The organism is Myroides sp. DF42-4-2 (genome assembly GCF_030326445.1).
Lineage (GTDB): Bacteria > Bacteroidota > Bacteroidia > Flavobacteriales > Flavobacteriaceae > Flavobacterium.
Map to the genome: position 1 here is coordinate 74093 of NZ_JACAKI010000011.1, position 26097 is coordinate 100189.

The following is a 26097-nucleotide window of genomic DNA, read 5'->3' on the forward strand; positions in this document are numbered from 1 at the left end:
CTAGCGAGTACAAAAGGAGAAAAAGGTGACAAAGGTGATACCGGAGCAGACGGACTTTCCGCTTACGACCTATGGGCAGCACTACCTGAAAATGCAGGAAAAACACCAACTGATTTCCTAGCGAGTACAAAAGGAGAAAAAGGTGACAAAGGTGATACCGGAGCAGACGGACTTTCCGCTTACGACCTATGGGCGGCACTACCTGAAAATACAGGAAAAACACCAGCGGATTTCCTAGCGAGTACAAAAGGAGATAAGGGGGATAAAGGTGATACAGGAAGCTCTACCTTTGAACTGTGGAAAACCCTTGCGGGAAATGAGGATAAAACAATGGACGACTTTATTACGGAACAAAAGGCAGACCCAAAAACAACCAAATTAGTAGACAATCAAAACAATACGTTTACTTTTTACAATGAATCCGAGGTAGACAATGCGGGAACACCTATAGCAGGAACCGGGGTAACCTTTCCTACGCGTAAAGGATATAGTTTAACGAATTTTATCGACAATGATGTTAGTCGTGTTCGTACTCCTGGTCGTTTCACCTATAACGAAGTAATCGCAGCGAGTGTGAACAGTGAAAAAACTATTGAAACCATTACTTTTGATGTTTTTGAAGATATCAACAAACCTAAAATGCTAAGTTATTCTTTCAGTTTATATGAAAATCTTATATTAAACGGCACAAATGTAACAAAAAAAACCGTCGAAATATTCATATACATGAAAATATACATAAACGACGTATTAATCTATAACACACCGGATTACCCAAATTTTATAGCTAACTTGTATACATATAAACGCAGATTCTTTACAAAACAACTTGATCTTACCAACATCCCTTTAACACCTACAAATAATACACTCAAACTGGTTATCAATGTCGCAAGTATTGGGGGTAGCGCAAGCAATAACACAGGAACTACACCAGGTACATTCGCAACTGGTAATGCAGAAATAGCAATTGTATCTTGTACCGATTCAAGCCTAGTACTATACGAAAAATGACCCCTACTAGACAGTAATCTTGTACTATAGACACACCACTAGAAACACTAAAACTAAAATAAAAATATAATCTTGAGGTGAATTCCAACTACGACCTCAAGATTATTTTTTTTACGATGTCCTTAGGTAAATCATTTTTTACCCTTGCAAACATAAAAGTCAGTAGTGAATCAGCAAAAAACGAGATCCCATCAGGTCACAAAAAAGCTATTCTAGGTTCTATTTCGCTCGTAAAACTCATCCACCAACAAATCCTTTTGCTTCCCTGCTTGTACAGCCAAAACATCACAGCGTTCATTCATCGGATGGTTGTTGTGTCCTTTTACCCATTGGAAAGACACGTGGTGCTGTCGATAAATGCGTAAAAAACGCATCCACAAATCGGGATTTTTTTTGTCTTTGAAATTTTTCTTTTCCCATCCAAACACCCACCCTTTGGTTACGGCATCGATCACGTATTTGGAATCCGAAACGACTAAGACTTTCGTTCCAGGATTTTTTAATTTTTCCAACCCCACAATGACCCCCAACAACTCCATGCGGTTATTGGTCGTCAGTCGGTATCCTTGAGAGAATTCCTTAAACACCTGATGTCCTGCCCATTCTAGGATCAATCCGTACCCTCCTGGACCGGGATTGCCTTGAGCGGATCCGTCGGTGTATATAATAACTTGAAAAGCTTGACTCATCTATACTTCTTTATCTAAGAGCTGCGCGATCACAAGGGGAAAGTGCTTGTACTCTAAAGCTTGCACCGCCTTTGCAATATCCTCGGCTGTAAAGTGCTCCTCTACTGCCGTTCTAGCTTGTAAAATAATTGCTCCTTCATCATAGTGTTCATTTACATAGTGAATGGTAATACCCGTTTCTTTCTCTTTATTGGCTAAAACGGCCTCATGCACAAAATGTCCATACATCCCTTTACCCCCATATTTGGGCAATAAAGCAGGATGAATGTTGATCACTTGGTTGTGGTATCTTTTTACCAAATCTTCAGGAAATTTCCACAAAAAGCCCGCCAATACGATCAAATCAGGAGAGAAATTTTCCAATTTTTCGGCTAACTCGCCGTTATTCAGCTTATTTTTATCAAAAATATAAACCGGTACCTTTCTTTTTTCCGCTTTTTCTATTACTTTAGCATGAGGGTTATTGACCAAAACGAGGTATTGGTTAACAATTGAATTATTCTCAAAATAATTGATAATATTCTCCACATTAGTCCCTGATCCAGAGGCGAATAGCGCTATTTTTCTCATGATATAAGCAGTATTTAGGTTTTTAAAACACTCAATTGAAGTACAAAAAAAAGAATAATTACTGACAATAAACAGAAAAATAGTATTAAGTATTAATTATTTTTATAATTTCGCACTGACAATTAACATGTATAATCAGGATATAAAATAAAGTTTTTTATTTTTGCCCTAGGAAATTAAATTTTAAAATTAAAGATTATGTCAGACATTGCATCAAGAGTAAAAGCGATTATCGTTGACAAATTAGGAGTTGACGAGAACGAAGTTGTAGCAGAAGCAAGCTTCACTAATGATTTAGGAGCTGATTCACTAGACACTGTTGAGCTTATCATGGAGTTCGAAAAAGAATTCGATATTCAAATTCCAGATGATCAAGCTGAAAACATTGCTACAGTTGGTCAAGCTATCTCTTACATCGAAGAAGCTAAGAAGTAATAACTAATAACCCACGTGTTGTTAACAGCACGTGGGCGTTATTATTTTCGGACAAATCTACTTATTTTAGAATAGAAAAAAGGACAGATTAACTCCCGTAGTAATCTGATAAACAAATATAAAGCTACCCAATGTTTCCTTTTACAAAGTGAAAAATTGGGTTTTTTTAACTTATTAAACCATAATATTTACTTTATGAAATTAAGGCGAGTTGTTGTAACAGGTTTAGGTGCACTCACCCCAATAGGGAATAACATCCAAGAGTATTGGAACAGTCTTATTAATGGCGTAAGTGGAGCCGCTCCGATTACACATTTTGATGCTACCAATTTCAAAACCCAATTTGCGTGCGAAGTAAAGAATTTCAATGTAGAGGATTTTATTGATCGCAAGGAAGCGCGTAAAATGGATCGATACGCTCAATTAGCAATGGTAAGTGCGGATGAGGCTGTTGTTGATTCTAAATTAGACTTAGAAAACATAGATAAAGATAGAGCTGGAGTTATTTGGGGATCAGGTATCGGTGGATTGGAAACGTTCCAAAATGAGGTAACTGACTTCGTGAATGGCAATGGTACACCGCGATTCAATCCTTTCTTTATTCCTAAGATGATTGCAGATATTGCAGGTGGACATATCTCCATTAAATATGGATTGAGAGGTCCGAACTTCACGACTGTATCAGCATGTGCATCTTCGACCAATGCTATTATTGATGCTTTCAACTACATTCGTTTAGGGATGGCAGACATCATGGTAACAGGAGGTTCTGAAGCAGCTGTAACGATTGCAGGAGTGGGTGGCTTCAATGCTATGCACGCTTTATCTACGCGAAATGACAGTCCAGAAACAGCTTCAAGACCCATGGACAAAGACCGCGATGGTTTTGTACTAGGAGAAGGTGCTGGAGCATTAGTACTTGAAGAATACGAACACGCAGTTGCACGTGGAGCGAAAATCTACTGTGAGATTGGCGGTGGTGGTATGTCTGCAGATGCGCATCACTTAACTGCACCACACCCAGAAGGTTTAGGTGCTACAAACGTAATGAAAAACTGTTTGAGAGATGCTGGACTTGAGCCAACGGATGTTGACGTGGTAAATTTACACGGAACATCTACTCCGCTAGGGGATATCGCTGAATCAAAAGCTATTCTAAACGTTTTTGGTGATCACGCCTATAACATGAACTTAAACTCTACCAAATCCATGACAGGTCACCTTTTAGGTGCCGCAGGTGTGATAGAGGCAATCTCTGTAATTTTATCAATCGAGCACGGTATTGTACCGCCAACGATTAATCACTTTACAGATGATGAACAAGTAGACGCCAAATTAAACTTCACTTTCAACAAAGCACAAAAAAGAGAAGTAAAAGTAGGTATGAGTAATACCTTCGGTTTCGGAGGTCACAACGCTTGTGTACTAGTAAAGAAATTAGATATTTAAGAACGACAACGTAATGTTGAGCACCGTATTAAATAAAATATTTAAAAATTCCCGTTCAAATCCAAAGGACGGGAATTTTTGTCGTACGATATTCCAGATTACCAAAGCGAAGCCCTTAGACATCGCTTACTACCGATTGGCTTTTACTCATCGTTCAATGAATATCACTGATAATCAAGGAAATCCCATTAATTACGAGCGATTGGAATTCTTAGGAGACGCTATGCTTAACGCTGTTATCGCTTCTCATCTCTACTTAGAAGTACCCAGTGGAGACGAAGGCTATTTAACAAAAATGCGCTCTAAAATTGTAAGCCGTGAAAACCTAAATACCATCGGAAAAAGCCTAGGTTTAATCGATATTGTCGAAAGCAAAATGGGCAATCAACAATTCGGAGAAAACATACACGGCAATATACTGGAGGCCTTAATAGGGGCAATTTATCTGGATCAAGGGTATCCTGCGTGTGAGAGATTCATTCACCAACGCCTGATTTCAACTATTGCGGATATTCACGTATTAGAAACCAAGATCACAAGCTACAAAAGCTTGCTCATCGAATGGTGTCAAAAAACAAAACACACCTTTAAATTTGACGCCTACGAAGACACTTCAAATGAAGATGTAAAATATTTCGGAGTTAAACTATTCATAGACAACAAGTTAATCTCAAAAGGAAGAGCTACTTCAAAGAAAAAAGCCGAAGAAAAGGCTTCTCAACGCGCTTATTTTGCTCTCCAAGAAAAAATAAATCATTAATTTGGGGAATCAATTAACACTTACTTAATATTTGTTCTAAATAACTAGATATTATTTGAATTATAAAAGTTGTATCTTTGTATCTAACGAGTAAACAAATGGGACCAGTAGTTCTAAGATTAGAGGATTTTGAAGCTGAAAACTATAGTCTGATAGCGATACACTCATCGCGCAAGGAGGATTTTAAAGTTACCTATCTTATTAATACTATTCTAGGCCTTTATTTAGAACGCACGAAGATGGATGTTGAAGTGGAAACAGACCAAGGCTTGGCTTCTTTCTCTTTATTCGAATACGACGATCCGGATTATCACGTACTTTGGAAATTAGTATCCAATAAAGCCTTTATACTTCCCGAGTCTCAAATGGCTTCTCCCCTTTTTCAATATGTCGTTTCAACCATTAGCAAGCAAGGATACCTCTTGCCTGAGCACAAAACGGTGGATTATTTTTTAAAGGTTGAAAATACAGATGAACAATTTGAAATTGGCACAGTCATTGAAAAATTAAAATCAATAAAAATAATATCTACTGCATACGAAATCCGAGTAGAAGCGATCAAATCGAAAAACAACCTAATTTTTTAAAAAATATGGTAGCAAAAAAAAGAACCAAAATTGTAGCAACCCTAGGACCTGCATCAGGGACAAAAGAGGTGTTACACGACATGATTAAAGCAGGTGTAAATGTATTTAGAATTAACTTTTCTCATGCAGATTACGCCGATGTACAAGAGAAAATCGACATCATTAGAGAATTAAATAAAGAATACGGTTATACTACTTCTATTCTAGGAGATCTTCAAGGACCAAAATTGCGTGTAGGAATTATGGCAGAAGATGTGGTGGTACATCCAGGTGATACCATTACCTTTTCAACAAAAGAAGAGTTCAAAGGCGATGCACAAAGAGTTTATATGAACTATAAACAATTTCCAAATGACGTCAATGCAGGTGAAACGATTCTATTAGACGATGGTAAACTAATCTTTGAGGTAGTTTCAACCAACAACAAAGACGAAGTCGTTGCCAAAGTAATTCAAGGTGGTCCTTTAAAATCAAAAAAAGGAGTAAACTTACCGATGACAAAGGTTTCCTTACCTGCGTTAACGGAAAAAGACATCAACGACGCCATTTTTGCAATTAAAGCGCAAGTGGATTGGTTGGCGTTGTCTTTCGTGAGAACACCTGAAGATTTACTAGACTTACAAGAAATCATCAAGCAACATTCAGAGCACAAAATTCCTATTGTTGCAAAAATCGAGAAGCCTGAAGCAGTTAAAAACATCAATAAATTAGTTGCATACTGTGATGGATTAATGGTTGCACGTGGAGACTTAGGAGTAGAAATTCCAGCGCAAGAAGTTCCTTTAATCCAAAAACAATTGGTACAAGTTGCTAAAAATGCTAGAATCCCAGTAATCATTGCTACGCAAATGATGGAAACCATGATTTCTAGCTTGACGCCAACTAGAGCGGAAGTAAACGACGTTGCCAACTCTGTTATGGACGGTGCGGATGCTGTAATGTTATCTGGAGAAACTTCTGTAGGAAGCTATCCGGTACAGGTAATCGAGAAAATGACACAGATTATCCAAAGTGTTGAAAACTCGCCTTTAATTACCGTTCCACAAAGCCCACCTACCATTAAAACGAACCGTTATATCACGAAAAACATTTGTTATCACGCCGCATTAATGGCTAATGACATCGAAGCAAAAGCAATTTGTACGCTGACGAACAGTGGATATACTGCCTTTCAAATTTCAGCTTGGCGTCCGAATAGTGATATCCTTGTTTTTACGTCAAATAAGCGCATTTTAACGCAGTTAAACCTGCTGTGGGGTGTACAGGCTTACTACTATGACAAATACGTGAGCACAGACGAAACAATCGAGGACATTAATCATATCGTGGTAACAAAGAAACACGCCGTAAAAGGAGATATGGTTATCAACTTAGCCGCTATGCCGATCGTGGAGAAAGGAATGGTGAATACTTTGAGAATTTCTGAAATTAAATAAATAGAAATGGGTAATCATACCTTATGATTTTTAACTACCCATTGATTGAAAATAAAAAAGCGGGATCCAAAAGGATCCCGCTTTTTTTATGTTGACAGTTACGCATCTCCTTGCCACTCCGCGTAAAAACGCGCTAAGAACTCTTCCATATAACGGTGTCGATCTGCTGCTAATTTCTTTCCTGCATCGGTGTGCATTAAGTCTTTTAACAGCAATAATTTCTCATAAAAATGATTGATTGACGTTCCTTTATGCGCTTTATACTCTTCTTTGGTCATACCAAAGCGAGGCGCTTGTTCTGGGTCGTGAATCGGGTTATTTTGAAATCCTCCATAATTAAATACGCGAGTTATTCCGATGGCTCCGATGGCATCTAGGCGATCTGCATCTTGGACTATTTTCAACTCGATAGAGGTGAATTTTTGATCAAAATTGCCTCCTTTAAACGAAATATTTTCAATTCCCTTGACCACGTGCTCAACCACTTCAGGGTCACACGCTAAATATTCTAGCCATTCCCTAGCCTTACGAGGGCCAACAGTCTCATCTCCGTTGTGGAATTTACTATCAGCAATATCATGAAGGAGGGCTATGAATTGCACAACTTCTGCTTGAGCTTTTGGTTCAAATTTTAAAATATTGAGCGCATTGTTGTATACCCTTTCGATATGGAACCAGTCGTGCCCGCCTTCAGCGTGCTTTAGCTCCTCTTTGACATAGGCAATCGTAGCCTCAATTTTTTTATTCATTTTTATCCATTTTTCGCTAAAAAGCAAACCGCAAACTATTTAATAATAGCAGGTTGTACCCATTTAAAAATATGTTGTTCTTTACCGATACTCATTCGCTCAGCGATGCGCAACATACGACTAGGTAATTTCATCAAGTATTCTCTGGCTTTCTCTGCTTCGTCCGTTAATCCGGTTAATTTAGCTATTTCCCAACGGTCGATTAATTTTTGCATAATCTCCACGTAGTCAATTGCGGTATACACCCCAATGCGTTGGGCTGAATCGGAAAACAGTTCAAATGCATCCCCCATTTTACCACCTGATTCGCGGATCAAATTGGCAGGCATGGTAATTTTGCGCTTCATCATATCGACAAAAGCCAACAGCATTTCGCTTGGATCCACTTTAAAGATACGATCTACGAATTCCGAGTATGCATGGTGGTGACGCATTTCGTCTCCAGCAATTAAACGACAGATTTTCGACAATTTATGATCGCCATATTGTTTGGCTAATTTTCCTACTCTATTGTGAGAAATATAGGTTGCTAGCTCTTGAAAGCTCGTAAACACGAAGTTTTTATAGGGGTCACGATCTGTACCTGGGTCAAATCCGTCGTTCAATAAATATTGGGTAGTAATTTCTACTTCGCGCATATTCACACGTCCTGACAAGTACAAGTATTTATTCAATAGATCGCCATGTCTATTTTCTTCACCTGTCCAGTGGCGAATCCACTTCGCCCAACCGTTTCCGCTCTCGCCTTCGCGTTGATTCACTCCATCAACGTCCATCAACCAAGACTCATACGTCGGCAGCGCTTCTTCGGTAATTGTATCGCCTACCAATACAACCCAAAAATCATACGGTAATTCTTTGGCGAATTCTCTCAATTCTTTGACATCTTCTAAAAATGTTTCACTCTCCGAATTCGGCAGTAAATCAGAAGGTTGCCAAATTTTCTCCACAGGGATTAGATAGTCATCGACGAAGCTATCTATATTTTTTTCCAAGAAGTGCATCACTTCTAAACGAACATTGTGTGTTGACATTTCAATTTGTTTTTACTTCGCAACTAGCTCTTGGTTTGGTTTAGTTTGTTTTGGGAGTAACTGCGAGAATTAGTACTTCTTTATTCTATTTTAGACTTTATCAACTCCTCTGTTTTAGCAAAAAGTTCATCAAAGGCATAATCGCTAATTTTCATTGGTTTATGTGCATAAAGGCTAATTTTGGCTCCTAAACCCATGGGAAATTTTCCAAATCGAAACAATTTCCATGAATTATTTAGAGTCAAGGGAACAAGATAAGCATCTGGTGAAAACTTACATAACATTTTAACCCCGTTTTCTGAAAAACGTTTGGGTTGCCCATCACGGCTTCGCGTTCCTTCTGGAAAAATAACTGCCGCTCTATTGTTGGTAGAGATGTATTGCCCCAAACCGCGAATTACGGATAAGGCTTGTTTGGCGTCTTTTCTATCAATTAGAACGGAACCTCCGTGTCTTAAATTGTATGAAACACTGGGAATTCCTTTTCCCAATTCTTTCTTGCTAACAAATTTGGGGTGATTTTGTTTGAAGAACCAAATGATCATCGGTATATCAAACATACTCTGGTGATTAGCCACGAAGACAATTGGCTTGTCTGCGGGTAGTTCTTCTTCTTTAGACACGCGATACGTTGTACCGAGAATTCCGGTGCACAACATAATCCACCAGACCATTGCATCCACTACTTTTTTGTGGGCCTTATATCCAAAAAAGGTAAAGGCAATCCATTGTAACCCGTGGAAAACAATAAGCACCAACAAGAGGCATAGTACAAATAGCACCGAAAGTGGATAGGATAGTATTTTTTGCATAAGCTCAATTATATCTTGAGCAAATATACACTTTAAAAAAAAACCACCTTATACAAGGTGGTCTCTTTTTAGCAATATTCTTTATAAGCGTCGATCAAATTTTCAGCGATCATCTCAGCTGGATGTCCTTCAATGTGATGTCTTTCTAACATGTGAACTAATTCCCCGTCTTTGAACAAAGCCATCGATGGTGAAGATGGAGGGAATGGGAACATATGTTGACGAGCAGCATCAACAGCGTCTTTATCCACACCAGCAAAAACAGTTACAATCTGCGCTGGTTTTTTTTCTCCTCTCAAGCTCATGATTGCCCCTGGACGCGCATTACGCGCAGCACAACCACAAACTGAATTTACAACTACTAATGTAGTTCCTTCTTTACTTAAAGCAGCCTCAACTTCGTCTGCTGTATATAATGCTGAAAATCCTGCATCAACTAACTCTTGACGCATTGGTTTTACTATTTCTTCTGGATACATACTATTACCTTTAATTAAAAAATTGTTCTAACAAAGTTACACTTTTTCTCTTATTTTGTCATCTTTCCATGCTAAAGTATTCCCAATACGGGTTATACCGCCTTTTTGGGCTTCTTTTCATTTTATTCAACCAAATAAAAATTCCAGTTATAGGCAATGATGTGGCAATTAAACAGCTAATAAAATAAATTATTTTGGAGAATAATCCATAAATATCACCAAAGTGAAGGGCGCGAATTGAACTCGCTATTTTTTCTCCAGTGGACTTGTCAGCAAAAATTTCTTTTTTAATGACCGCTCCGGAATACTGATCAATAAAAACGCGGTCATTTACGGTTTCATTCCAACGAGCTAAATCGTTTTTATTCACTTCAAAGGCAGCTGTTTCATCTTTAGGCAAACTAACAGCTAGCGTGCGGTACTCATAGTTCATCTCTTTATTGGCAATGTCCATCGCCTCCTGTAAGGTTATGCTTTGCTTGTCTTGCACAACCGATTCAGGTTTTACCTCATTTCTTCCTCCAAAGACTTTTGCTCCTAACACGCTACTCAATCCATTTCGATACCACTCAAAAGACCAACAAAGTCCAGTCAGCGACATAATCAAAACAAGAAGTAAGGTGTAAAACCCTAAGGTATTATGCAAATCGTGGTTAATGCGCTTCCAATTGGCACTAAACTTAATTTTAAATCCTGGTTTTAGACTTTTCCAGCCTTTGATTTTCTTAGGGAACCACAAGATCAATCCCGAAATAGATAAGAAACAAAAGATGATTGTCGCAATACCCACGATGGGTCTTCCAATTGATGAATCGAGCAACAGCCAACGATGTAATTTGAACACTGTCATGAAGAATTCATCGCCAGGTCCTTTACCCATTCCTAGAATTTCCCCTGTGTACGGATTGACGTGAACCGCATCAGGGCGTTTTCCCTCTTCTCCACTGCTAACGGAAAAAACATAGGGTTTACTTTCTTTACTAACCAACGTAACGCGTTGTACTGTTCCTTGTGTCGTCGCTTCTACCAATTGAACCAACTCTTCCACAGGTTTTCTTTGCCCTGTATCATACGCTGTTATTCGATAACGCGTCGGCTCCATCCAATCCTGAATTTCAGTCTTAAACGTATAGATGGTACCCGTTAAACAAACTACAAAGAGCACAAGTGAGCTAGCAATCCCCAACCATAAGTGGAGGTCATTCATCAATTTTCGAAAAGGAGATGTCTTTTTTGTTTTCATGGAGATTCAAAACGAACAAACACGATTTTATAACATAAAACCGTGTTTGCAATTATTATTATTTCAATTATAATGACACTAATTAAAGCAAGAAGATTAAAATCTATAGGTCAACTGAGCAGCAAAATTTCGCGGCGAAATTTCATTGATGTATCCCCCTCTAAAATATGAAGTATACCCTCTTTCGTTGAAGATATTATTCATAAACACACTTAGCGTAGCTCTTTTATAGGTATAAGCTGCTTGTGCATTAACCGTAGTATAGCTAGGCATGTCAAATGGTCTAACATTAACGTTTGTATTGTGGCTATCGTCACGGGTGATGCTATATTCGTTTACTGGGCGTTTTCCAACATAGTATACCCCTGCGCTTAACGACAATCCGCTTAATTTTCCTTGATCAAACTTATAGCTTACCCATCCGTTCGCCGTGTGTTCTGGTGCATTCATTGGCGCAGAACCATTTACGTACTGTGGACTGTCTTGGTATCTAGCGTATAAGTTAGCATATCCTAACATCACTTCTAGATTATTGGTGATTTTACCGTTGATTTCCAACTCAAATCCGTTGCGTTTTAGATCTCCTGCCAAGATACTTTCCGTTTTTGACTGCTCGTTTGTCACTGGATCAATATAAGGCGCAACTAAATTATTTTGGTTGATAAAAAAGTAGGTAAAGTTTACACCTAAGTGATCGTTATACCAATTCGATTTGAATCCAAATTCCACTTGTTTGATGTCAGAGGCTCCAGCATAACCACCACCATGTAATAATTTATTGGACTGTCTTAAACTACTCGTTGTCGTATACGAAGCAAATGTGCTGATGTTTTCTTGTGGTTTGAAGATTAATCCAAACATAGGATTCCAACGATCTACTGTAGCGTTTTCGGTTGTGTTACCATTCAAACGGCTGTAGCGAAGACCTAACATTGCACTCAATTTATCGCCAATAGCAATATAATCTTGCACCATAAATCCGATAGTTGGTGACATGGTTCTCGTTGTTGCAATGTCTCCAAAGATTACGTCTTCAGGCAAGGTGTTATCAATAGGATTTAACACATTGATATCGCTTCTAAAATCAACTAATACGTCGTTTCCATCTTTATCTTTCCCCCAAACTTTACCTGTAGTAGATCCTCCAATTGTTTTTGTTTGTCTGTAGTCAAATCCTACTTGGAAAGTGTGTTTTAATATCCCTGTAAAAATATCTTTTCCGATTAAATCCGCTTGGAACACGGAGTTGTAATCGTCAGATTGTCCTCTTGATACGGTACGTTTAATATCTCCGTATTTGCTCCAGTCATCGCCAATTTGCTTCTTAGGTATAACTGTTGTTACGTTTGTTGAACGTCCTAATTCATTGTAAATAGATGCCGTATACGAAGTTCTAAAACTCAATTTTTCTGTCAACTGTCTTTCAAAACGCGCCACGTAGTTTTGCATCGTAATCTTTTTCGAATCACCTTTGAAGCCTAAAAACTTATTGTGTGGCATTTCATATAATTCATTTGAATGGTCTGGCCCAAGGTTTACTGTTCCTTTATCCGTTACATAGTCTCCATTCAAATAGTCCATTTCAACTGTCAACTTCGTTTTGTTGTCAATTTTCCATGTTAAGGAAGGGTTGATGTAAAAATGCTCGTTATTTACATACGTTCTCCATCCATCATTTCTTTCATATGCACCATTGAAGCGGAAAGAAATCGTTTCCTTTTTATCCAATACACGTTCAAAGTCAACTGTAGGTCTAACTTGACCATAGCTACCCGCTCTAAAACCAACTTCGCCTTGGTTTTTGAAGTTTGGCGTTTTCGTCACTAAGTTAATCACACCACCCGCAGCACCTAAACCATTTCCGATTCCTTGTAATACAGCTGCAGATCCTTTAATTACCTCAACACTTTCAATCCCTTGCATATCGGAAATTGCAGAAGCCGTTCTGAAATCAGAATCCATTCCCACTCCATTTCTCAATACAGGTGTTCCTCTAAATCCGCGGATCGACATACTTTCTGCAGGCCCTCCATACGTTGAAAACTGAGTAACTCCAGCTACGTTGCGCGCGGCATCCGTAATAGTTAAAGCCCCTTGTTCTTTAATGATATGCTCAGAAACAATGCTGATTGATTGTACTTGATCTTGTAGTCCTAAAGGTAAACGCGTGATATACTGAAGATTCTTTACGTTTTTATTACTCCTTCCGTACACGGTAATATTCTCTAATTGACTATCGGCTACAAGGAGGAAATTGACAATTTCTTCGTTTTTTGCTAGGGTAATTTCTCTTTGAGAAGTAGAATATCCAACAAAAGAGGCTTTCATTATATGCTTTCCCTTTTGCACATCACTTAGCTTAAACTCTCCATTTTCGTTGGTTTGAACGGCTTTTTGCCCTTCTCCAATCACAACTGTTGCGTAAGGTAATGGTTTATTTACCTCATCTACAACCCTTCCTTTAACTGTTACGTTCTGTGCGAAACCTACCATTACTCCAAAAATGGCAACTAACCATGTAGTATACGTCTTCATTCTGAAACTGTGTTATTTAGACTTATTAAAAACGCCACAAATGTAAAGTGATTCTAAATAACCACCAACTTTTATTTAGACTTTTTTTACATAAGGATTTTGACAGACGTCCACAAAAAGAGAAGAATACCTAATAAAGTCACAGATTATCAATAAAAAAATCGGAATTTCTCACTAAAACCAATAAAAAGCTCGCTCTATGTGCTCAATTTCTGGTAGTGTTTTTTTTATACTAATAGCTACTATATCAAAGCGCACCTCTTCTGATCGCTTAAATTGCACACAAAAAGCATTAGCCGCTGTAACTAAGCGTTTAATTTGAGGGGGTTTTAAAAATTCATGGGGCAAGCCAAAATCAGTAGAACTTCTCGTTTTTACCTCAGCAAACACGAGTAAGTCGTCTACTTCGGCAATAATATCGACTTCCGCCTTGTGGTGTTTCCAATTTCTCGCAACAATGCGGTACCCTTTTTCTTCTAAAAAGGCTACGGCTAATTCTTCTCCTTTCTTTCCTAGTTTCTTTGATTCACTCATACATTGGGGTTAACTAAAAGCGACATTCACTTGATTGTCGGTTACTTCTAGTTCAACAATAGTGCCCAATTTCAGTGCCCAATTCGAAGCGCCATGTCCAGCAGGAAAGCAAAACGCCACGGGATAGTTGTATTCTTTGACTGCGTCGAGGATAATTTCTTGCGCATTATACCCAAAAGGGATGGAGTTGTCGTGCATATCGGTCATTCCACCGATTAGGAGACCTGCCAAATCTTTGAGCATACCGTTGCGCTTGAGGTTGTGCATCATTCGATCCACGTGATAAAGGTATTCATCCAAATCCTCGAGAAACAATATTTTGCCTTTTGTGTCCATACTCGATTCCGAACCGAGTAGGCTATAGAGAATCGATAAATTTCCCCCTACTAATACTCCAGATGCACTTCCTTTACGATTGCCGTTTACTGCCTCAATTGAATAAGAGAGTGGCTGTCCAAAAAGTGCGTGATACAAGGAGGTTTTAGATTCTTCCACGGCTGAGGGGACGCTAAAGGCCATAATGCCGTGAATTGTAGCTAGACCGAGGTTGTGCATATGACTGTGTAGAGTCGTCACATCACTGAAGCCAATCAACCATTTGGGTTGCTGTTCCAAGGGGCTAAAATCAATAGCATCAATAATTCGCACTGTCCCATAGCCGCCTCTTGCACACCAAATAGCTTTAATTTCGGGATCTCGTAGTTGTTGATTCAAATCGGCTGCGCGTGCTGCATCTGTTCCACCAAGCTGAAAGTTGTCCAATCCAATGGTTTGACCTAAAACGACTTGAAGGCCCCACGATTCTAGCAAAGCAATAGCGGGTTGTGCTTCTTCAACTGAAAATTTTCTAGCCGTACAAACAATAGCAACTTTGTCACCAGGTTGTAAATAAGGAGGAATGCGATAATTCATCATCAATGGTTTTGGGGGTTTAAAAATCAAAACGCAGCTGAACCGCAACGGGTTTTTTCGCCACTTTTCTATTGTTTAAGTTAGTCAAAGATACGCCAATCAGACGCACGGAATTTTGCAATTTTTCTTGATAGAGCAATTCTTTGGCACAATCGAGGATAATTCCAGCATCAGCGATAAAATAGGGAAAGGTTGTGCTCCGCGTTTGCTGTACAAAATCAGCATATTTTATTTTTAGCGTTACTGTTTTACCTGCTAATCCTTGTTTTTTAAGTCGCAGGCTCAATTCTTCCACAATATGGCCGAGTTTATTTTCGAGGTAGACCTCTGAACTCAAATTCTCAGTAAAGGTGCGTTCAGTTCCCACAGATTTCACTAAACGGTCTGGGCTGACTGGCGAATCGTGTATGCCGCGCACAATGTAGTAATAAGCCACTCCAGCCTTGCCAAAGTGCTCTTCTAAAAACTCCATCGATTTGGCTTTCAAATCTAAGCCTGTAAAGATGCCAAAGTGATACATGCGGTCGGCCGTTTTCTTTCCAATGCCAAAAAATTTTTTTATTTCTAAGGCTTCTAAAAAAGTGTCAACTTCTTCGGGATTGATTGTTTTTTGTCCGTTGGGCTTGTTGTAATCACTGGCTACTTTCGCCAAAAATTTATTGACAGAAATACCCGCCGAAGCAGTTAATTGGGTGCGTTCAAAAATCTTTTGTCGAATTTCTTGTGCGATTAGGGTTGCACTGGGGCATCCGATTTTATTTTGGGTAACATCGAGAAAAGCTTCGTCAAGGGCTAGGGGTTCCACTAGGTCGGTATACTCAAAGAATACGGCTCGAATCTGCCTAGAAATTTCTTTATACCGATCGAAACGCGGAGGTACAAAAATCAAATGTGGACATTTTTTCTTTGCCAATATGCCACTCATCGCACTTCGCACACCAAATTGACGTGCTTCATAACTTGCCGCTGCCACCACACCGCGCTCACTACTCCCGCCCACAACAATAGCTTTTCCCCTCAATTCGGGATTATCCAATTGCTCAACTGAAGCGTAAAACGCATCCATATCAATATGTATTATCTTTCGACTCATCTTCGCGATAAAATAGTCAAAATAACCGAAAAAAAACAGTTTATACAACCCTAAAAAATGCTCTATTTTTTTTGTTTTTTCTGTTTATTTCCAAGCACTATTGTGTAAATTTGTACGTAAATCAAATACTTTTTGAGTAAGTGGCGCTGTTTTAACCTAAAAAAACGTTATTTATTCCTCTTGCTTTGATTTACTTATTTTAACGCAAAAAATTATATCTAAAAAATGAATGATTTCTTAGCGCAAGCCTTTATATTTTTATTTGCTGCCGTAATTTGCGTGCTCATTTCCAAAAAACTTGGAATGGGTTCCGTCTTAGGTTATCTTTTCGCAGGAGTCTTAATTGGCCCTTTTGTTCTTGGATTTGTCGGTAAAGATGGCGCGGATATTATGCATGCCACCGAATTTGGGGTTGTCATGATGTTGTTTTTAGTTGGATTAGAGTTGGATCCCAAAGAATTTTGGAAAATTCGGAAAGAGATTATTGGTTTGGGAACCGCACAAGCCTTGGGAACAACCTTAATCACAACGGCCGTATGCTATTTTGCTCTTGGTTTAAGTATGGGCACCTCCATTACTATAGGTTTTGTGATCACCATGTCTTCCACAGCGATTATCCTCCAAACCATTTCTGAGAAAGGACTAAATAAGTCTAACGTTGGAAAATCGAGTTTCGCCGTCTTGCTCTTTCAGGATATCATGGTAATCCCCGTGATGGCTTTGATCCCTTTGTTAGCAGTCTCCAAGAAAATACCCATTTCGACCACCAATAGCAGTATGCTCGATGGGCAACCCGTATTAATGAAAACCATGGCGATTTTAGGTGCCATTACCGTTATCTTTTTAGTGGGTAACTACATCGTCAATCCGCTGTTTAAATCAGTAGGACGTTTACAAATACGCGAAATCTATACCGCTTCAGCCCTACTGTTAGTAATTGGGGTTTCTCTTTTAATGAAAGAAGTGGGATTGAGCCCTGCCTTGGGTGCCTTTATTGCAGGGGTCGTATTGGCAAATAACCCTTACAAACATCAATTAGAAAGCGATATAGAACCCTTTAAGGCCCTCTTGCTCGGTATTTTCTTTATCGCAGTAGGATCTACTATTAATTTTGAAATTATTGCAGCTGAACCGCTAATTGTTCTTTCACTGTTGGTGGGATCCATGACCGTTAAGGCGATAGTCTTATTTGCTATTGGTAAGTGGAAGAAATTTCCCAAAGATCAATCGTTTTTATTTGCCATTTTACTTTCACAAATTGGCGAATTTGCCTTTGTAATTTTAGCACTAGGAAAGACGATTAACATTATTGATCAAACTTGGTATGATTACTTATTAGCCACTACTGCACTATCTATGGTGGTTACCCCCATTTTAATGTTGTTGAATGAAAAGTGGATTGGCCCATACTTAGGAATAACCTCTTCGACTAAAAACGATCAACCCTATGACGACTTATCGCACATCAGCGCAGATAAAAAGATCATCATTGCGGGATTTGGAGATTTTGGAAATACAATTGGGCGCTTGTTACAAGCGAACGACATTCCGACCTTAGTACTCGACAATGATGCTGAACGCGTAGAACACTTGCGCAAACTGGGTTTTAACGTGTACTATGGGGATGCAACCTCCATAAATATCTTAAAATCCATCAACGTCGACCAGGCCGATTACGTCATTGCTGCTATGGATCCCCCTGAGGTCAACCAACATTTGGTCGAAGTCCTACACAAAAACTTCCCTAACGTAGAAGTGATTATACGGGCGAAGAACAGAAAAAACGCCTACGAGTATTTACAAGACGGATTTACAGAAGTGTACAGAGAAAACTTCTTTACCGCGGTATACGTTGGAAGCGTTATGCTTGAAAAATTAGGTTTAAGCCATGAAGAAGCGAGAACACAGAGCGAGTTATTCATCAAAAGTGACCGTGCCTCGTTGAGGAAATTGGCTAAAAACATTCATAACTTAGAAGATTATATCACCGTGTCACGCCTCGAATTTGAACAGCAGTCGAACTTGTTAAAAGATAGTTTACGACACAAAAGAGAGACCAAGGATACAGCTGACTATACGGATTAATACAAACAAAAGGAGATCGATATCGATCTCCTTTTGTTTGTATTACTTTTTATCTTGTGTTTTATCATTTGTCACTTCGACAACTGTACCTCCTGTAGGAATAAAGAATTCCATTGGAAAGCTTTTAAAGTATTTTAGCACGGCTTGGGCCAAGTCTTTAGTTTCTTTAAAAGGAATATTTCTCGAGCGGAAAGCCAGTAAGATGGAAAGACCAAAACTGACGATAAAGTTCATGAATCCGATGAGCCACATTCCGATGAAAGCCCACACTAACATAGCGGTTGGTGCTTCAAAACCCGAACCGTAATAGCCGATAGCTATATTTCCACTGACAAAGGTAATGTGTCGAATGTCAATATCTAATCCGATGAAGGTTCCTATGGCACCACAAGTACCCATAAAAAGACCAAAACAAATATTAGAAGCAATTCCCGGCCATTTGGTATCTACCCAATTGGCAATTTTTGTTGAGCGTTGTATTCCAAAATTGTGTTTTAACCACGGGTGTTCTTGTATGCGGTAAAATACGCGATTGTGCTTGTTTCTATTGGATACATTTCCGGAGATAATTCCAGACAAAAACAAGAAAACCCCTGCGATACCAGCGTGGAATAAGGCTTTCGATTCAATTGGATCGGCGTCGATCAACATGCCTTTCCACTCTTTGGCAGCAATATTCACATCAAAGGCAGAGTCAAATCCCCACATCAATAACAAGGCGATTGGAAAAGCTAAAATTACGTTACCGATAAAAGCAATGAATTGAGAACGCACCAAGCGTGCAAATAGCTTTGCAAACCCAATGTGTTTATCCAAGCTATCCACATGTTGTTTACGACCGTCTTCAATTGCTTTGATAATCGCTGCTGCAGTCATTGCCGGCTGTTTTGTCGCTAAAGTAAAGCCTAGTAAATAGATCAGACAGAAGCCCAAGGCGTAATTTAAACTATACAACATGGCGTGTCCGAAAATACTCGCGTCTAGCTTGTGGGCAAGCAATTTCAATATACACATAAAGCCCACCACAATACCGGCTCCCATCGAGCCCCTAAACATATGCCAATATTCACCTGCCGTCTTTGTAATGTAGTGTTCCCCTGTTTTGGCCGTGTGTTGCGTAATTTCGTAGGAGATTAATTGCGTGCTCTCTTTGATTAATCCCGATACGTTGTATTTATAACAGTTGTAATCAATTAATTTTCGAGCCAAACGAATTGTATTAGCTTTCTTTTCAATTTCCACTTCCTCTCCCTCGATAATAATGAGTGAAAGCAGCACATCCACGCGCTGAAGCTGTTGTCTCAAGCGCAGTAAACTCTGGTTAACCTTAATGGAAATACCGTATTTTGAGCTGTTCTTAAAAGCCTGATTGACAAATTCAATACACTGTTTATGAAAGATTTTAATCTGTTTACAGTTGATATCACTTGGTGTCAAATACTTGGTATTGCCCTTTAGAATACTAGAGGCCACCTCCATAAACTCTTTTTCCAAGGCCAAAAAGGGGCTTTCAAAATGGGAATATTCAGGCACCATACTGATAATAGCACTCTCCATTGCTCTACCGCTCATGCGCTGGGTAATCAATCCGATGGAGTTCAACAATTCGCCCATCACCGATTCATCCGATACCTTAGTAAAAATATCCTTAAAATTTAGTTGCTCAAAAAGTTCTACTAATTGCTCTTCAGGAATGAGATCTACCCATATAGCATCGGTATGCTTGTAAAACACTTGGTTTAAAACGTATTCATAGGTATCTTTTTCGGGTTGATACGGCAGTACTTTGGCCCATAAACGCTTTTTAACTTCATAGAAAAAATCGGAATCTTGTAAAATTCCCGCATCCGAGATCATTCGGCTAAAACGTCTGTTAGAAAGTATTTCGCGCAAATACTCCATTAGCGCTAAACGTTCAACTTCGTGCGTCTTTAAATAAGAAGTGAAAGAATCTATGGAAACACGATTAGTTTTTTTTATATTTCGCGGTCGAAAAATATGTACAAGATCAACTAAAAAAGAAATATCTTCGCTCGTATAGATTTTACCGTCAACTACATATTTATTAAAAAGCTCCTCAATTCCTTGAGGTGATTGTAATATATACCTTAATTTCATTTAAAAATATGTTTTTTTCTTAACATTTGGATCAAAACAACCCTAACTTGGCATAAATTTACACCTTTATTTTATATCCTATGATTGAAATCGAAAGAAAATTTCTGATACAAAAAGTAAATTTTGAAACCTTAGCTGTTTCAAAAAACACGATTGCTCAAGGCTATCTGAATAGCGATGCCAATCGAACCGTTCGCGTTCGCCTAAAAAATGATCAAGGATACCTCACCATTAAAGGGGCGAGCAATGCATCGGGCACCTCTCGTTTTGAATGGGAGAAGGAAATTGACTTCGAAGAAGCGCAAGCATTACTGGAGTTATGCGAAGATCATATCATTGCCAAAACACGATACGTAATTCCGCATGGATCCCATCTATTTGAAGTCGATGTCTTTCACGGTAAAAATGAAGGGCTTGTTCTTGCAGAAGTAGAGCTACAAGCTGAAAATGAAACGATTGAAAAACCAAAGTGGCTAGGGGAAGAAGTCACAGGTAAAAAGGAATACTACAATTCGTATTTATCCAAGCATCCATTTACCACTTGGTAATTGAGGAAACAGATGATATCAGCGTCCATAGCTATAAGAAGAAAACCTCCATCGAAGTTATTCAATGGAGGTTTAATTTACATGATCTCAACAATTTAAAAAAAACAACTCATGCAATATGTCGTTACGATTAGTCGTCTACAATGCCCCTAATCTGAATAGTAGATATTTATCTTTATAATTTAGAACAAATATAAATAGTATTTCCCAATCGACCAATTCGCTTTGTAAACAGAACATTGCGAACGCAACAGCCAATGTACGTCTACATCATTAATAGCATAAAATAAGCTTCGATTGGTTATGAAATAAATAGATCCCCCTTATTTTTAGGTAGAAAAGCACAAAAATGTTACCCCATCTTTTTTTTAAAACAAGATAAAATAAAAGAAGGCTGATACCCGATCAGCCTTCTTTTGTATTTTTTTGTAACTATTTTATTTTTCGTCTCTTTAAAAAAACAAAAAGGCGATTAACATGCGGTATGCATCCTCGAATTGTGGATTATTTCCCCAATTTTGACACACTTTTTACTAATATTCGTTGCGTAGAGGGTTAATGCTATACGATCTTTTTGCTCTAATGCGTGACTTATATTTTAAGCCTATAACACCTATAAACTAGAAAATAGGAACGGTCATCTGCTTATTGTGTACTTTCGACAATGCGCTCAATCTTAACGTCTAAGACACCCCGTCCAATATTGTCAGTAAGGTCCATAAAAGCGCGTTTGGATACATCTACACTTCTGCCTTTTACGAAAGGCCCCCGATCTGTAACTGTCAGAACAACAGAGCGTTTATTCTTTAAATTCGTCACTTTGATCTTTGTCCCAAAGGGTAGCGTTTTATGGGCTGCTGTGTATTTCGTATTATCAAAAATTTGCCCACTAGCTGTCTTTCTACCTGTGAATTTATCGTGATAGTAAGACGCTTTGGTCTCTTGATTCACCATTTCATAATCCTCTTCAACTTCAGCCATTACAATAGAATCCGTCTCATCTACCACAGGTAAATCCAACGTAGCTACTGTATCTATAATTTGTGTTAGTTGACTTGCAACTGGTCTCGATTTTTCTTTTAATTTACCCGCTTCCTCAAAACTGGATAACGTAATGATGGTTAAGGCAAAAATAATATATTGAAAGTACTTCATAATTTCCCTATTTTAAAAATAGACCGTATGCTAAAAACAAGAAGTGTACCAAAACAAAAAGTAGCAGGGTGAAAGAGAAAAATAAGCAAACGAAGTAGTAAATAAATTCAGCCGTGAATGTTAAAAATAAAAAGCAAAAGCGAACACTTATACCTCTTTTTAAAAAAGTTAGCGCATAAAAAAGGAGAACGGGTCGATACTGAATCGAGGTGACTCCATAATGACTCCATGGTGACTCCATAATGGGTCTATTAAAAATGCCGTTTTCAATAGACGCATTATGGAGTCATGATAGTAACACTATACTGGCAACACGGTGCTGTACAAAAGGAAACACGAGTTGAAGGTGGCGAGCAAAGCGCAAAAAAAAAGAGTGCCCATTTGGAACACTCTCTATTACTTTATTTTATTTTTGGTTTATGCAAACCATGCTTTCCAAGGAATTCTAGATAAGATTAAAACTAATCCGATCGTGTAGAAAATAGCAAACTTCTTAAATTTATCTTGACTCGTTGTTGCTTTCTTGTGTTTAGACCATCCAATTGTGATTAGTGCAATTGCAATAACGTTAATTAGCGGGTGCTCTAACGCATATAATCTCAAGGTAGAATCTTTCATCGCCACACTAAAACTTTGTACTAAAGGTGAAACGAAATACAAGATGATCCCTAACAATAATTGGATGTGAGTGAAAATTAACCCAATTAAACCCAATTTGCGGTCTTTTTCTGTAAACTCTTTTTTAGAGCTCAATCCTACAAAAGCATTAATTACTACGATAATCAAAAAAATCAATGCTAAATATGCAACGCCTGAATGCGCTGGCTGTAACATTTTATCCATATTGTTGTTATTAGTTTATAGACAAATATATATAAAACTATTGAAAATAAAAGTTTTGCTTTTTGATTTGCAAGCTATCTTTCTCCTTTTACTAATCTGTGTGAAAACCTCAACACTTTCCGTTAATCACAGGTAAAGTTTTTAGTTTAAAAACTTGCATTAAACTTAGGCTTATATTTTATGTTAAATTAATCACATAATTATATAGTAATTGAATTTTAATTATTTATGTTTGTATATCAGAAATAGATTACACCCTTGTACAAATCAAAGATTAATTACCAATTGCATTAATCTTTCAATTACTTAACACCCAATCTAGCTTAAACAATTATATTTAAATCTTTAACCAACTATAAACCGGGACAAGGAAAAAATACGGAACAAGCTTTATGATAAAAAAAATACTATTCTTTTTACTCAGTGCCTCTTTATTTATTTCTTGTTCATCAGATTCAGAAGATGTTGTAAAACCTGAATTTGATGCAAAAGACAGCTACCTTCAAGCCAATCTTCCAAAGATTCTTGAGTTAAGCCATGCCCAAATAAACCATTTTAAAAAGCACATGATATTTGATGAAGAAGGTCATCTAAAATCATGGGATGGAGAGTTCTTAGACAATGTGTATCCTTCGGACGAAGAATATAAAGAAGTACTACTAAAAATATACAGGGACTTGAATATGAATCCTGCTAAGATTATCATCATCAACGAGGATAACAAGGAGAGAATACTACATATATCAGAAGGTAGTTCACCAACAGAAAACAAATACACAACATTTGGTAAAAAGGATGAACCATACATAAGACAAGTAAATGGTGCTTATTTGAATAGAGATGGTGATATGTGTATTCCGCAACGTGGTAGTACTTGTTACCTATTAGTAAAAACCTCCTCTAAAACCTTTACCTCCTGCTAAATAATCACATAACTAAACCATCTGAATATGTTCAAAAAACTAGGTTTTCTCTTAATGTTCTCTCTTGCCTTGATTGCTTGTAAAAAAGAATCTCCTGAAGATCGCTACATCAAAGCCTTTCTCCCCAAAGTACTAACTTTAGATTCATCTGACATCGCGGACTTTAAAAAACACATGGTTTTTAATGAGGAAGGAAATTTAACCTCGTGGAACAGTGACATGTTAGAAAAAGCATATAAAACGGAAGACGATTATACCTTTGCCTTACTGGGGATTTACAATAAACTAGGCATGAACCCTAGTAAAATAGTACTTGTAGATTCCACTAGTAACGAAAGAGTGCTTCAACCTGGTTTTTTAGACATCCACAGTAATAAAATTCCTTTATCTGAGGTGGCGGATTGGGATGCGTTATTCTATATAACATCCACTAATTGTGGTATTTGTATTCAAGATTTCCAACAGATGAATGAACTCGCAGCAAAACACGCTAATAAAGGGATTAAATTTGTTGCTATTTTTGATAAAGTACAAAATATCGAGAATTATAAAAAAGGAACGTCTTTTCAAACACTAGGTTTTCTAAATGAGAATTGGATTATCCTTCAAAAAAATATTTTCCTCCCCTATTTAACCCAAAAATATGAGGATCGCCTCGGATTTCCGTTTATATTCTTCAGGAAAAATGGGATTGATTTAGGTCAATATCCCAAATCATCAGATAAGGCTGAGATTAACCAATACATCCTAGACCAGTATGAAGTCAAAAATGACCAATAAAAACGTTATTTAAACTAAATTGATGTACATTACCCTATACTAATCCAGCGTAAATGCTACTCATGATAACCCAAATACGAATTTTATTTCCGTACTATTTACTTTCTTGGACCTTAACGCTAGGCTTGAGTTTACTTGTCCTACCGTTGTTGTGGTATCTGACTCCAATTTTCGCTTGTGGCTTAACCATGATATACTTTTGGTTCTTTCGCAAATATGAGTTTTACTATTTTAAAAATTGTGGTATACAACCCTTTCGACTATTCGGTTGGTTATTTTTGACCAATCTATTTTTAGCCTTGCTTGTGTCTCAACTAATGCATTAATTCTATGGCAACCTTACATCTCGACAGTCTTGTCTATCGTCTCAACGACAAAACACAGTTAAACAATGTGTATTTATCGTTGCAAACAGGAGATATTGTAGAACTAATCGGTTCGAATGGCGCTGGAAAATCGTCTTTATTGGAAATTTTATTTGGCACCAAAAAAGCACAACACTACCATCTTAGGATTGATAACCATCTCATTCGCCAAAGACATCACTTGTCCAAATATTTTGCATTCAAACCCCAATTCGCGATGTTTCCCAAGCAATTGCGCCTACGTGATGTATTGCCAACAGTCTATGGGAATTGGCCCGAATTTGAATCAAAACAAAGCGAACCTATTTACAACTTCTCTACAGGTATTCAACAGCTCATCCAAACGCTTTTTGTGCTCAATTTACCTCAACCCTTTATTCTTTTAGATGAGCCTTTTGCTGGATTGTCTCCGCTGCTCCAAGAACGACTTCTTCCTATTTTACAAGAAAAAGCACAAAACAAGGGGATTCTTATCGTCAATCATATTCCTGGTCTACTATCCTCCATTCGCACCAAACAATTGCAACTGCATAACGGTAGTCTCCAATCTACTTAACAAGGCTTTCAAGTACTATTGAAAGCCTTTTTTATTTTTAACTACGATATACAAACAACTATAAACTAATGCATTAAACATTCAAACACACTTTAGGACTTCTCTTTTTTACGGTTTACTTTCACTCTAAAATCAACTAAAAACCGGGGATAGGGGAATAATAATGAGCAATATTAATGATGAAAAAATTCATTTTACCATTTTCGTTTTTAGCCTTTTCATCTCAAGGTTTTGCCAATTGCTTTACAGTTAATTTCTCATGTGGTGGTGATACAACCTATTGTGCTGAAGAAAATTCTTCAATAACACAAATCACGAAAGATCTTCGCCAAGTTGATGAATTTGTATGCGAATAAAAACTTGACAACTCCAGCGTGTTTTTACACGCTGTTT

General features: G+C 37.9%; 25 protein-coding genes and 1 pseudogene. 12 read left to right on the forward strand and 14 right to left on the reverse strand.

Annotation, left to right across the window (positions count from 1 at the left end; translation table 11 throughout):
* Positions 1-1014, forward strand: a pseudogene (locus HX062_RS09725) (hypothetical protein); the annotation flags it as partial.
* Between the two features lie 212 nt (positions 1015-1226).
* Here HX062_RS09725 and rnhA read toward each other — a convergent pair.
* Positions 1227-1703 carry a ribonuclease HI gene (rnhA, locus tag HX062_RS09730; protein WP_182628671.1) on the reverse strand — a complete coding sequence of 159 codons (477 nt, stop codon included), beginning with the start codon at positions 1701-1703 and terminating at the stop codon, positions 1227-1229.
* Entirely contained in the window at positions 1704-2273 is a 570-nt protein-coding gene (purN, locus tag HX062_RS09735) for a phosphoribosylglycinamide formyltransferase (RefSeq protein ID WP_182628670.1), read from the reverse strand.
* A gap of 198 nt (positions 2274-2471) precedes the next feature.
* Here purN and HX062_RS09740 point away from each other — a divergent pair, with 198 nt between their 5' ends.
* The 5 genes from HX062_RS09740 to pyk all read left to right on the forward strand — a co-directional run bounded on the left by HX062_RS09740 (position 2472) and on the right by pyk (position 6940).
* Positions 2472-2708: an acyl carrier protein gene (locus HX062_RS09740; RefSeq protein WP_002988156.1), complete on the forward strand. Its 237-nt coding sequence runs from the start codon at positions 2472-2474 to the stop codon at positions 2706-2708.
* A 195-nt stretch (positions 2709-2903) separates the two neighbouring features.
* A complete protein-coding gene (gene fabF / locus HX062_RS09745) occupies positions 2904-4157 on the forward strand; it encodes a beta-ketoacyl-ACP synthase II (RefSeq protein ID WP_182628669.1) in 1254 nt (417 codons plus the stop codon).
* 13 nt (positions 4158-4170) lie between these two features.
* A complete protein-coding gene (gene rnc / locus HX062_RS09750) occupies positions 4171-4917 on the forward strand; it encodes a ribonuclease III (RefSeq protein ID WP_286467253.1) in 747 nt (248 codons plus the stop codon).
* Positions 4918-5015: 98 nt separating this feature from the next.
* Positions 5016-5504 carry an IPExxxVDY family protein gene (locus tag HX062_RS09755; RefSeq protein ID WP_182628667.1) on the forward strand — a complete coding sequence of 163 codons (489 nt, stop codon included), beginning with the start codon at positions 5016-5018 and terminating at the stop codon, positions 5502-5504.
* A 5-nt stretch (positions 5505-5509) separates the two neighbouring features.
* Entirely contained in the window at positions 5510-6940 is a 1431-nt protein-coding gene (pyk, locus tag HX062_RS09760) for a pyruvate kinase (protein WP_182628666.1), read from the forward strand.
* Between the two features lie 98 nt (positions 6941-7038).
* Here the strand turns inward: pyk and HX062_RS09765 are convergent, their stop codons facing one another.
* From HX062_RS09765 to dinB, 9 genes are all read right to left on the reverse strand, one after another.
* A complete protein-coding gene (locus HX062_RS09765; protein ID WP_182628665.1) occupies positions 7039-7689 on the reverse strand; it encodes an HD domain-containing protein in 651 nt (216 codons plus the stop codon).
* Between the two features lie 35 nt (positions 7690-7724).
* The gene (locus HX062_RS09770; RefSeq protein WP_182628664.1) at positions 7725-8723 is read right to left on the reverse strand and encodes an acyl-ACP desaturase; all 999 of its coding nucleotides are present in this window, start codon (positions 8721-8723) and stop codon (positions 7725-7727) included.
* An 80-nt stretch (positions 8724-8803) separates the two neighbouring features.
* A complete protein-coding gene (locus tag HX062_RS09775) occupies positions 8804-9535 on the reverse strand; it encodes a lysophospholipid acyltransferase family protein (RefSeq protein WP_286467254.1) in 732 nt (243 codons plus the stop codon).
* Positions 9536-9603: 68 nt separating this feature from the next.
* A complete protein-coding gene (locus HX062_RS09780; RefSeq protein WP_182628662.1) occupies positions 9604-10014 on the reverse strand; it encodes a BrxA/BrxB family bacilliredoxin in 411 nt (136 codons plus the stop codon).
* A gap of 58 nt (positions 10015-10072) precedes the next feature.
* Positions 10073-11257 carry a PepSY-associated TM helix domain-containing protein gene (locus HX062_RS09785; protein WP_286467255.1) on the reverse strand — a complete coding sequence of 395 codons (1185 nt, stop codon included), beginning with the start codon at positions 11255-11257 and terminating at the stop codon, positions 10073-10075.
* A gap of 96 nt (positions 11258-11353) precedes the next feature.
* Positions 11354-13792, reverse strand: a complete 2439-nt coding sequence (locus tag HX062_RS09790; RefSeq protein ID WP_286467256.1) for a TonB-dependent receptor — start codon at positions 13790-13792, stop codon at positions 11354-11356.
* 174 nt (positions 13793-13966) lie between these two features.
* On the reverse strand, positions 13967-14326 hold the full coding sequence (locus tag HX062_RS09795; RefSeq protein ID WP_182628659.1) for a YraN family protein: 360 nt from the start codon (positions 14324-14326) through the stop codon (positions 13967-13969).
* A 9-nt stretch (positions 14327-14335) separates the two neighbouring features.
* The gene (locus HX062_RS09800; protein ID WP_286467274.1) at positions 14336-15238 is read right to left on the reverse strand and encodes a S66 peptidase family protein; all 903 of its coding nucleotides are present in this window, start codon (positions 15236-15238) and stop codon (positions 14336-14338) included.
* 19 nt (positions 15239-15257) lie between these two features.
* Complete coding sequence (gene dinB, locus HX062_RS09805) at positions 15258-16331, reverse strand: DNA polymerase IV (RefSeq protein WP_286467257.1); 1074 nt, start codon at positions 16329-16331, stop codon at positions 15258-15260.
* Positions 16332-16556: 225 nt separating this feature from the next.
* On the opposite strand from dinB, the gene HX062_RS09810 reads away from it, so the two are divergent.
* Complete coding sequence (locus tag HX062_RS09810) at positions 16557-18416, forward strand: monovalent cation:proton antiporter-2 (CPA2) family protein (RefSeq protein WP_182628657.1); 1860 nt, start codon at positions 16557-16559, stop codon at positions 18414-18416.
* Positions 18417-18458: 42 nt separating this feature from the next.
* Here the strand turns inward: HX062_RS09810 and HX062_RS09815 are convergent, their stop codons facing one another.
* Positions 18459-20534, reverse strand: a complete 2076-nt coding sequence (locus tag HX062_RS09815; RefSeq protein WP_182628656.1) for a site-specific recombinase — start codon at positions 20532-20534, stop codon at positions 18459-18461.
* Positions 20535-20614: 80 nt separating this feature from the next.
* Here HX062_RS09815 and HX062_RS09820 point away from each other — a divergent pair, with 80 nt between their 5' ends.
* Complete coding sequence (locus HX062_RS09820; RefSeq protein ID WP_182628655.1) at positions 20615-21082, forward strand: CYTH domain-containing protein; 468 nt, start codon at positions 20615-20617, stop codon at positions 21080-21082.
* A 645-nt stretch (positions 21083-21727) separates the two neighbouring features.
* On the opposite strand, the gene HX062_RS09825 is transcribed toward HX062_RS09820, so the two are convergent.
* Together HX062_RS09825 and HX062_RS09830 are read right to left on the reverse strand one after the other, a co-directional pair.
* Positions 21728-22237 (reverse strand): septal ring lytic transglycosylase RlpA family protein, encoded by a 510-nt coding sequence (locus HX062_RS09825; protein WP_182628654.1) that lies wholly within the window; start codon positions 22235-22237, stop codon positions 21728-21730.
* A gap of 417 nt (positions 22238-22654) precedes the next feature.
* Positions 22655-23080 carry a hypothetical protein gene (locus HX062_RS09830; RefSeq protein WP_182628653.1) on the reverse strand — a complete coding sequence of 142 codons (426 nt, stop codon included), beginning with the start codon at positions 23078-23080 and terminating at the stop codon, positions 22655-22657.
* 392 nt (positions 23081-23472) lie between these two features.
* Here HX062_RS09830 and HX062_RS09835 point away from each other — a divergent pair, with 392 nt between their 5' ends.
* From HX062_RS09835 to HX062_RS09850, 4 genes are all read left to right on the forward strand, one after another.
* Positions 23473-24003 carry a hypothetical protein gene (locus HX062_RS09835; protein WP_286467259.1) on the forward strand — a complete coding sequence of 177 codons (531 nt, stop codon included), beginning with the start codon at positions 23473-23475 and terminating at the stop codon, positions 24001-24003.
* Positions 24004-24030: 27 nt separating this feature from the next.
* Positions 24031-24783: a peroxiredoxin family protein gene (locus tag HX062_RS09840; RefSeq protein ID WP_286467260.1), complete on the forward strand. Its 753-nt coding sequence runs from the start codon at positions 24031-24033 to the stop codon at positions 24781-24783.
* Between the two features lie 330 nt (positions 24784-25113).
* On the forward strand, positions 25114-25704 hold the full coding sequence (locus HX062_RS09845; protein ID WP_286467261.1) for an ATP-binding cassette domain-containing protein: 591 nt from the start codon (positions 25114-25116) through the stop codon (positions 25702-25704).
* 176 nt (positions 25705-25880) lie between these two features.
* Positions 25881-26060: a hypothetical protein gene (locus HX062_RS09850; RefSeq protein ID WP_286467262.1), complete on the forward strand. Its 180-nt coding sequence runs from the start codon at positions 25881-25883 to the stop codon at positions 26058-26060.
* Positions 26061-26097: the final 37 nt, after the last annotated feature.

Excerpts from the sequence above, each read along its gene's own strand:
- rnhA (WP_182628671.1), bottom strand. The coding sequence starts at position 1,703 with ATGAGTCAAGCTTTTCAAGTTATTATATACACCGACGGATCCGCTCAA.
- purN (WP_182628670.1), bottom strand. The coding sequence starts at position 2,273 with ATGAGAAAAATAGCGCTATTCGCCTCTGGATCAGGGACTAATGTGGAG.
- HX062_RS09740 (WP_002988156.1), top strand. The coding sequence starts at position 2,472 with ATGTCAGACATTGCATCAAGAGTAAAAGCGATTATCGTTGACAAATTA.
- fabF (WP_182628669.1), top strand. The coding sequence starts at position 2,904 with ATGAAATTAAGGCGAGTTGTTGTAACAGGTTTAGGTGCACTCACCCCA.
- rnc (WP_286467253.1), top strand. The coding sequence starts at position 4,171 with ATGTTGAGCACCGTATTAAATAAAATATTTAAAAATTCCCGTTCAAAT.
- HX062_RS09755 (WP_182628667.1), top strand. The coding sequence starts at position 5,016 with ATGGGACCAGTAGTTCTAAGATTAGAGGATTTTGAAGCTGAAAACTAT.
- pyk (WP_182628666.1), top strand. The coding sequence starts at position 5,510 with ATGGTAGCAAAAAAAAGAACCAAAATTGTAGCAACCCTAGGACCTGCA.
- HX062_RS09765 (WP_182628665.1), bottom strand. The coding sequence starts at position 7,689 with ATGAATAAAAAAATTGAGGCTACGATTGCCTATGTCAAAGAGGAGCTA.
- HX062_RS09770 (WP_182628664.1), bottom strand. The coding sequence starts at position 8,723 with ATGTCAACACACAATGTTCGTTTAGAAGTGATGCACTTCTTGGAAAAA.
- HX062_RS09775 (WP_286467254.1), bottom strand. The coding sequence starts at position 9,535 with ATGCAAAAAATACTATCCTATCCACTTTCGGTGCTATTTGTACTATGC.
- HX062_RS09780 (WP_182628662.1), bottom strand. The coding sequence starts at position 10,014 with ATGTATCCAGAAGAAATAGTAAAACCAATGCGTCAAGAGTTAGTTGAT.
- HX062_RS09785 (WP_286467255.1), bottom strand. The coding sequence starts at position 11,257 with ATGAAAACAAAAAAGACATCTCCTTTTCGAAAATTGATGAATGACCTC.
- HX062_RS09790 (WP_286467256.1), bottom strand. The coding sequence starts at position 13,792 with ATGAAGACGTATACTACATGGTTAGTTGCCATTTTTGGAGTAATGGTA.
- HX062_RS09795 (WP_182628659.1), bottom strand. The coding sequence starts at position 14,326 with ATGAGTGAATCAAAGAAACTAGGAAAGAAAGGAGAAGAATTAGCCGTA.
- HX062_RS09800 (WP_286467274.1), bottom strand. The coding sequence starts at position 15,238 with ATGAATTATCGCATTCCTCCTTATTTACAACCTGGTGACAAAGTTGCT.
- dinB (WP_286467257.1), bottom strand. The coding sequence starts at position 16,331 with ATGAGTCGAAAGATAATACATATTGATATGGATGCGTTTTACGCTTCA.
- HX062_RS09810 (WP_182628657.1), top strand. The coding sequence starts at position 16,557 with ATGAATGATTTCTTAGCGCAAGCCTTTATATTTTTATTTGCTGCCGTA.
- HX062_RS09815 (WP_182628656.1), bottom strand. The coding sequence starts at position 20,534 with ATGAAATTAAGGTATATATTACAATCACCTCAAGGAATTGAGGAGCTT.
- HX062_RS09820 (WP_182628655.1), top strand. The coding sequence starts at position 20,615 with ATGATTGAAATCGAAAGAAAATTTCTGATACAAAAAGTAAATTTTGAA.
- HX062_RS09825 (WP_182628654.1), bottom strand. The coding sequence starts at position 22,237 with ATGAAGTACTTTCAATATATTATTTTTGCCTTAACCATCATTACGTTA.
- HX062_RS09830 (WP_182628653.1), bottom strand. The coding sequence starts at position 23,080 with ATGGATAAAATGTTACAGCCAGCGCATTCAGGCGTTGCATATTTAGCA.
- HX062_RS09835 (WP_286467259.1), top strand. The coding sequence starts at position 23,473 with ATGATAAAAAAAATACTATTCTTTTTACTCAGTGCCTCTTTATTTATT.
- HX062_RS09840 (WP_286467260.1), top strand. The coding sequence starts at position 24,031 with ATGTTCAAAAAACTAGGTTTTCTCTTAATGTTCTCTCTTGCCTTGATT.
- HX062_RS09845 (WP_286467261.1), top strand. The coding sequence starts at position 25,114 with ATGGCAACCTTACATCTCGACAGTCTTGTCTATCGTCTCAACGACAAA.
- HX062_RS09850 (WP_286467262.1), top strand. The coding sequence starts at position 25,881 with ATGATGAAAAAATTCATTTTACCATTTTCGTTTTTAGCCTTTTCATCT.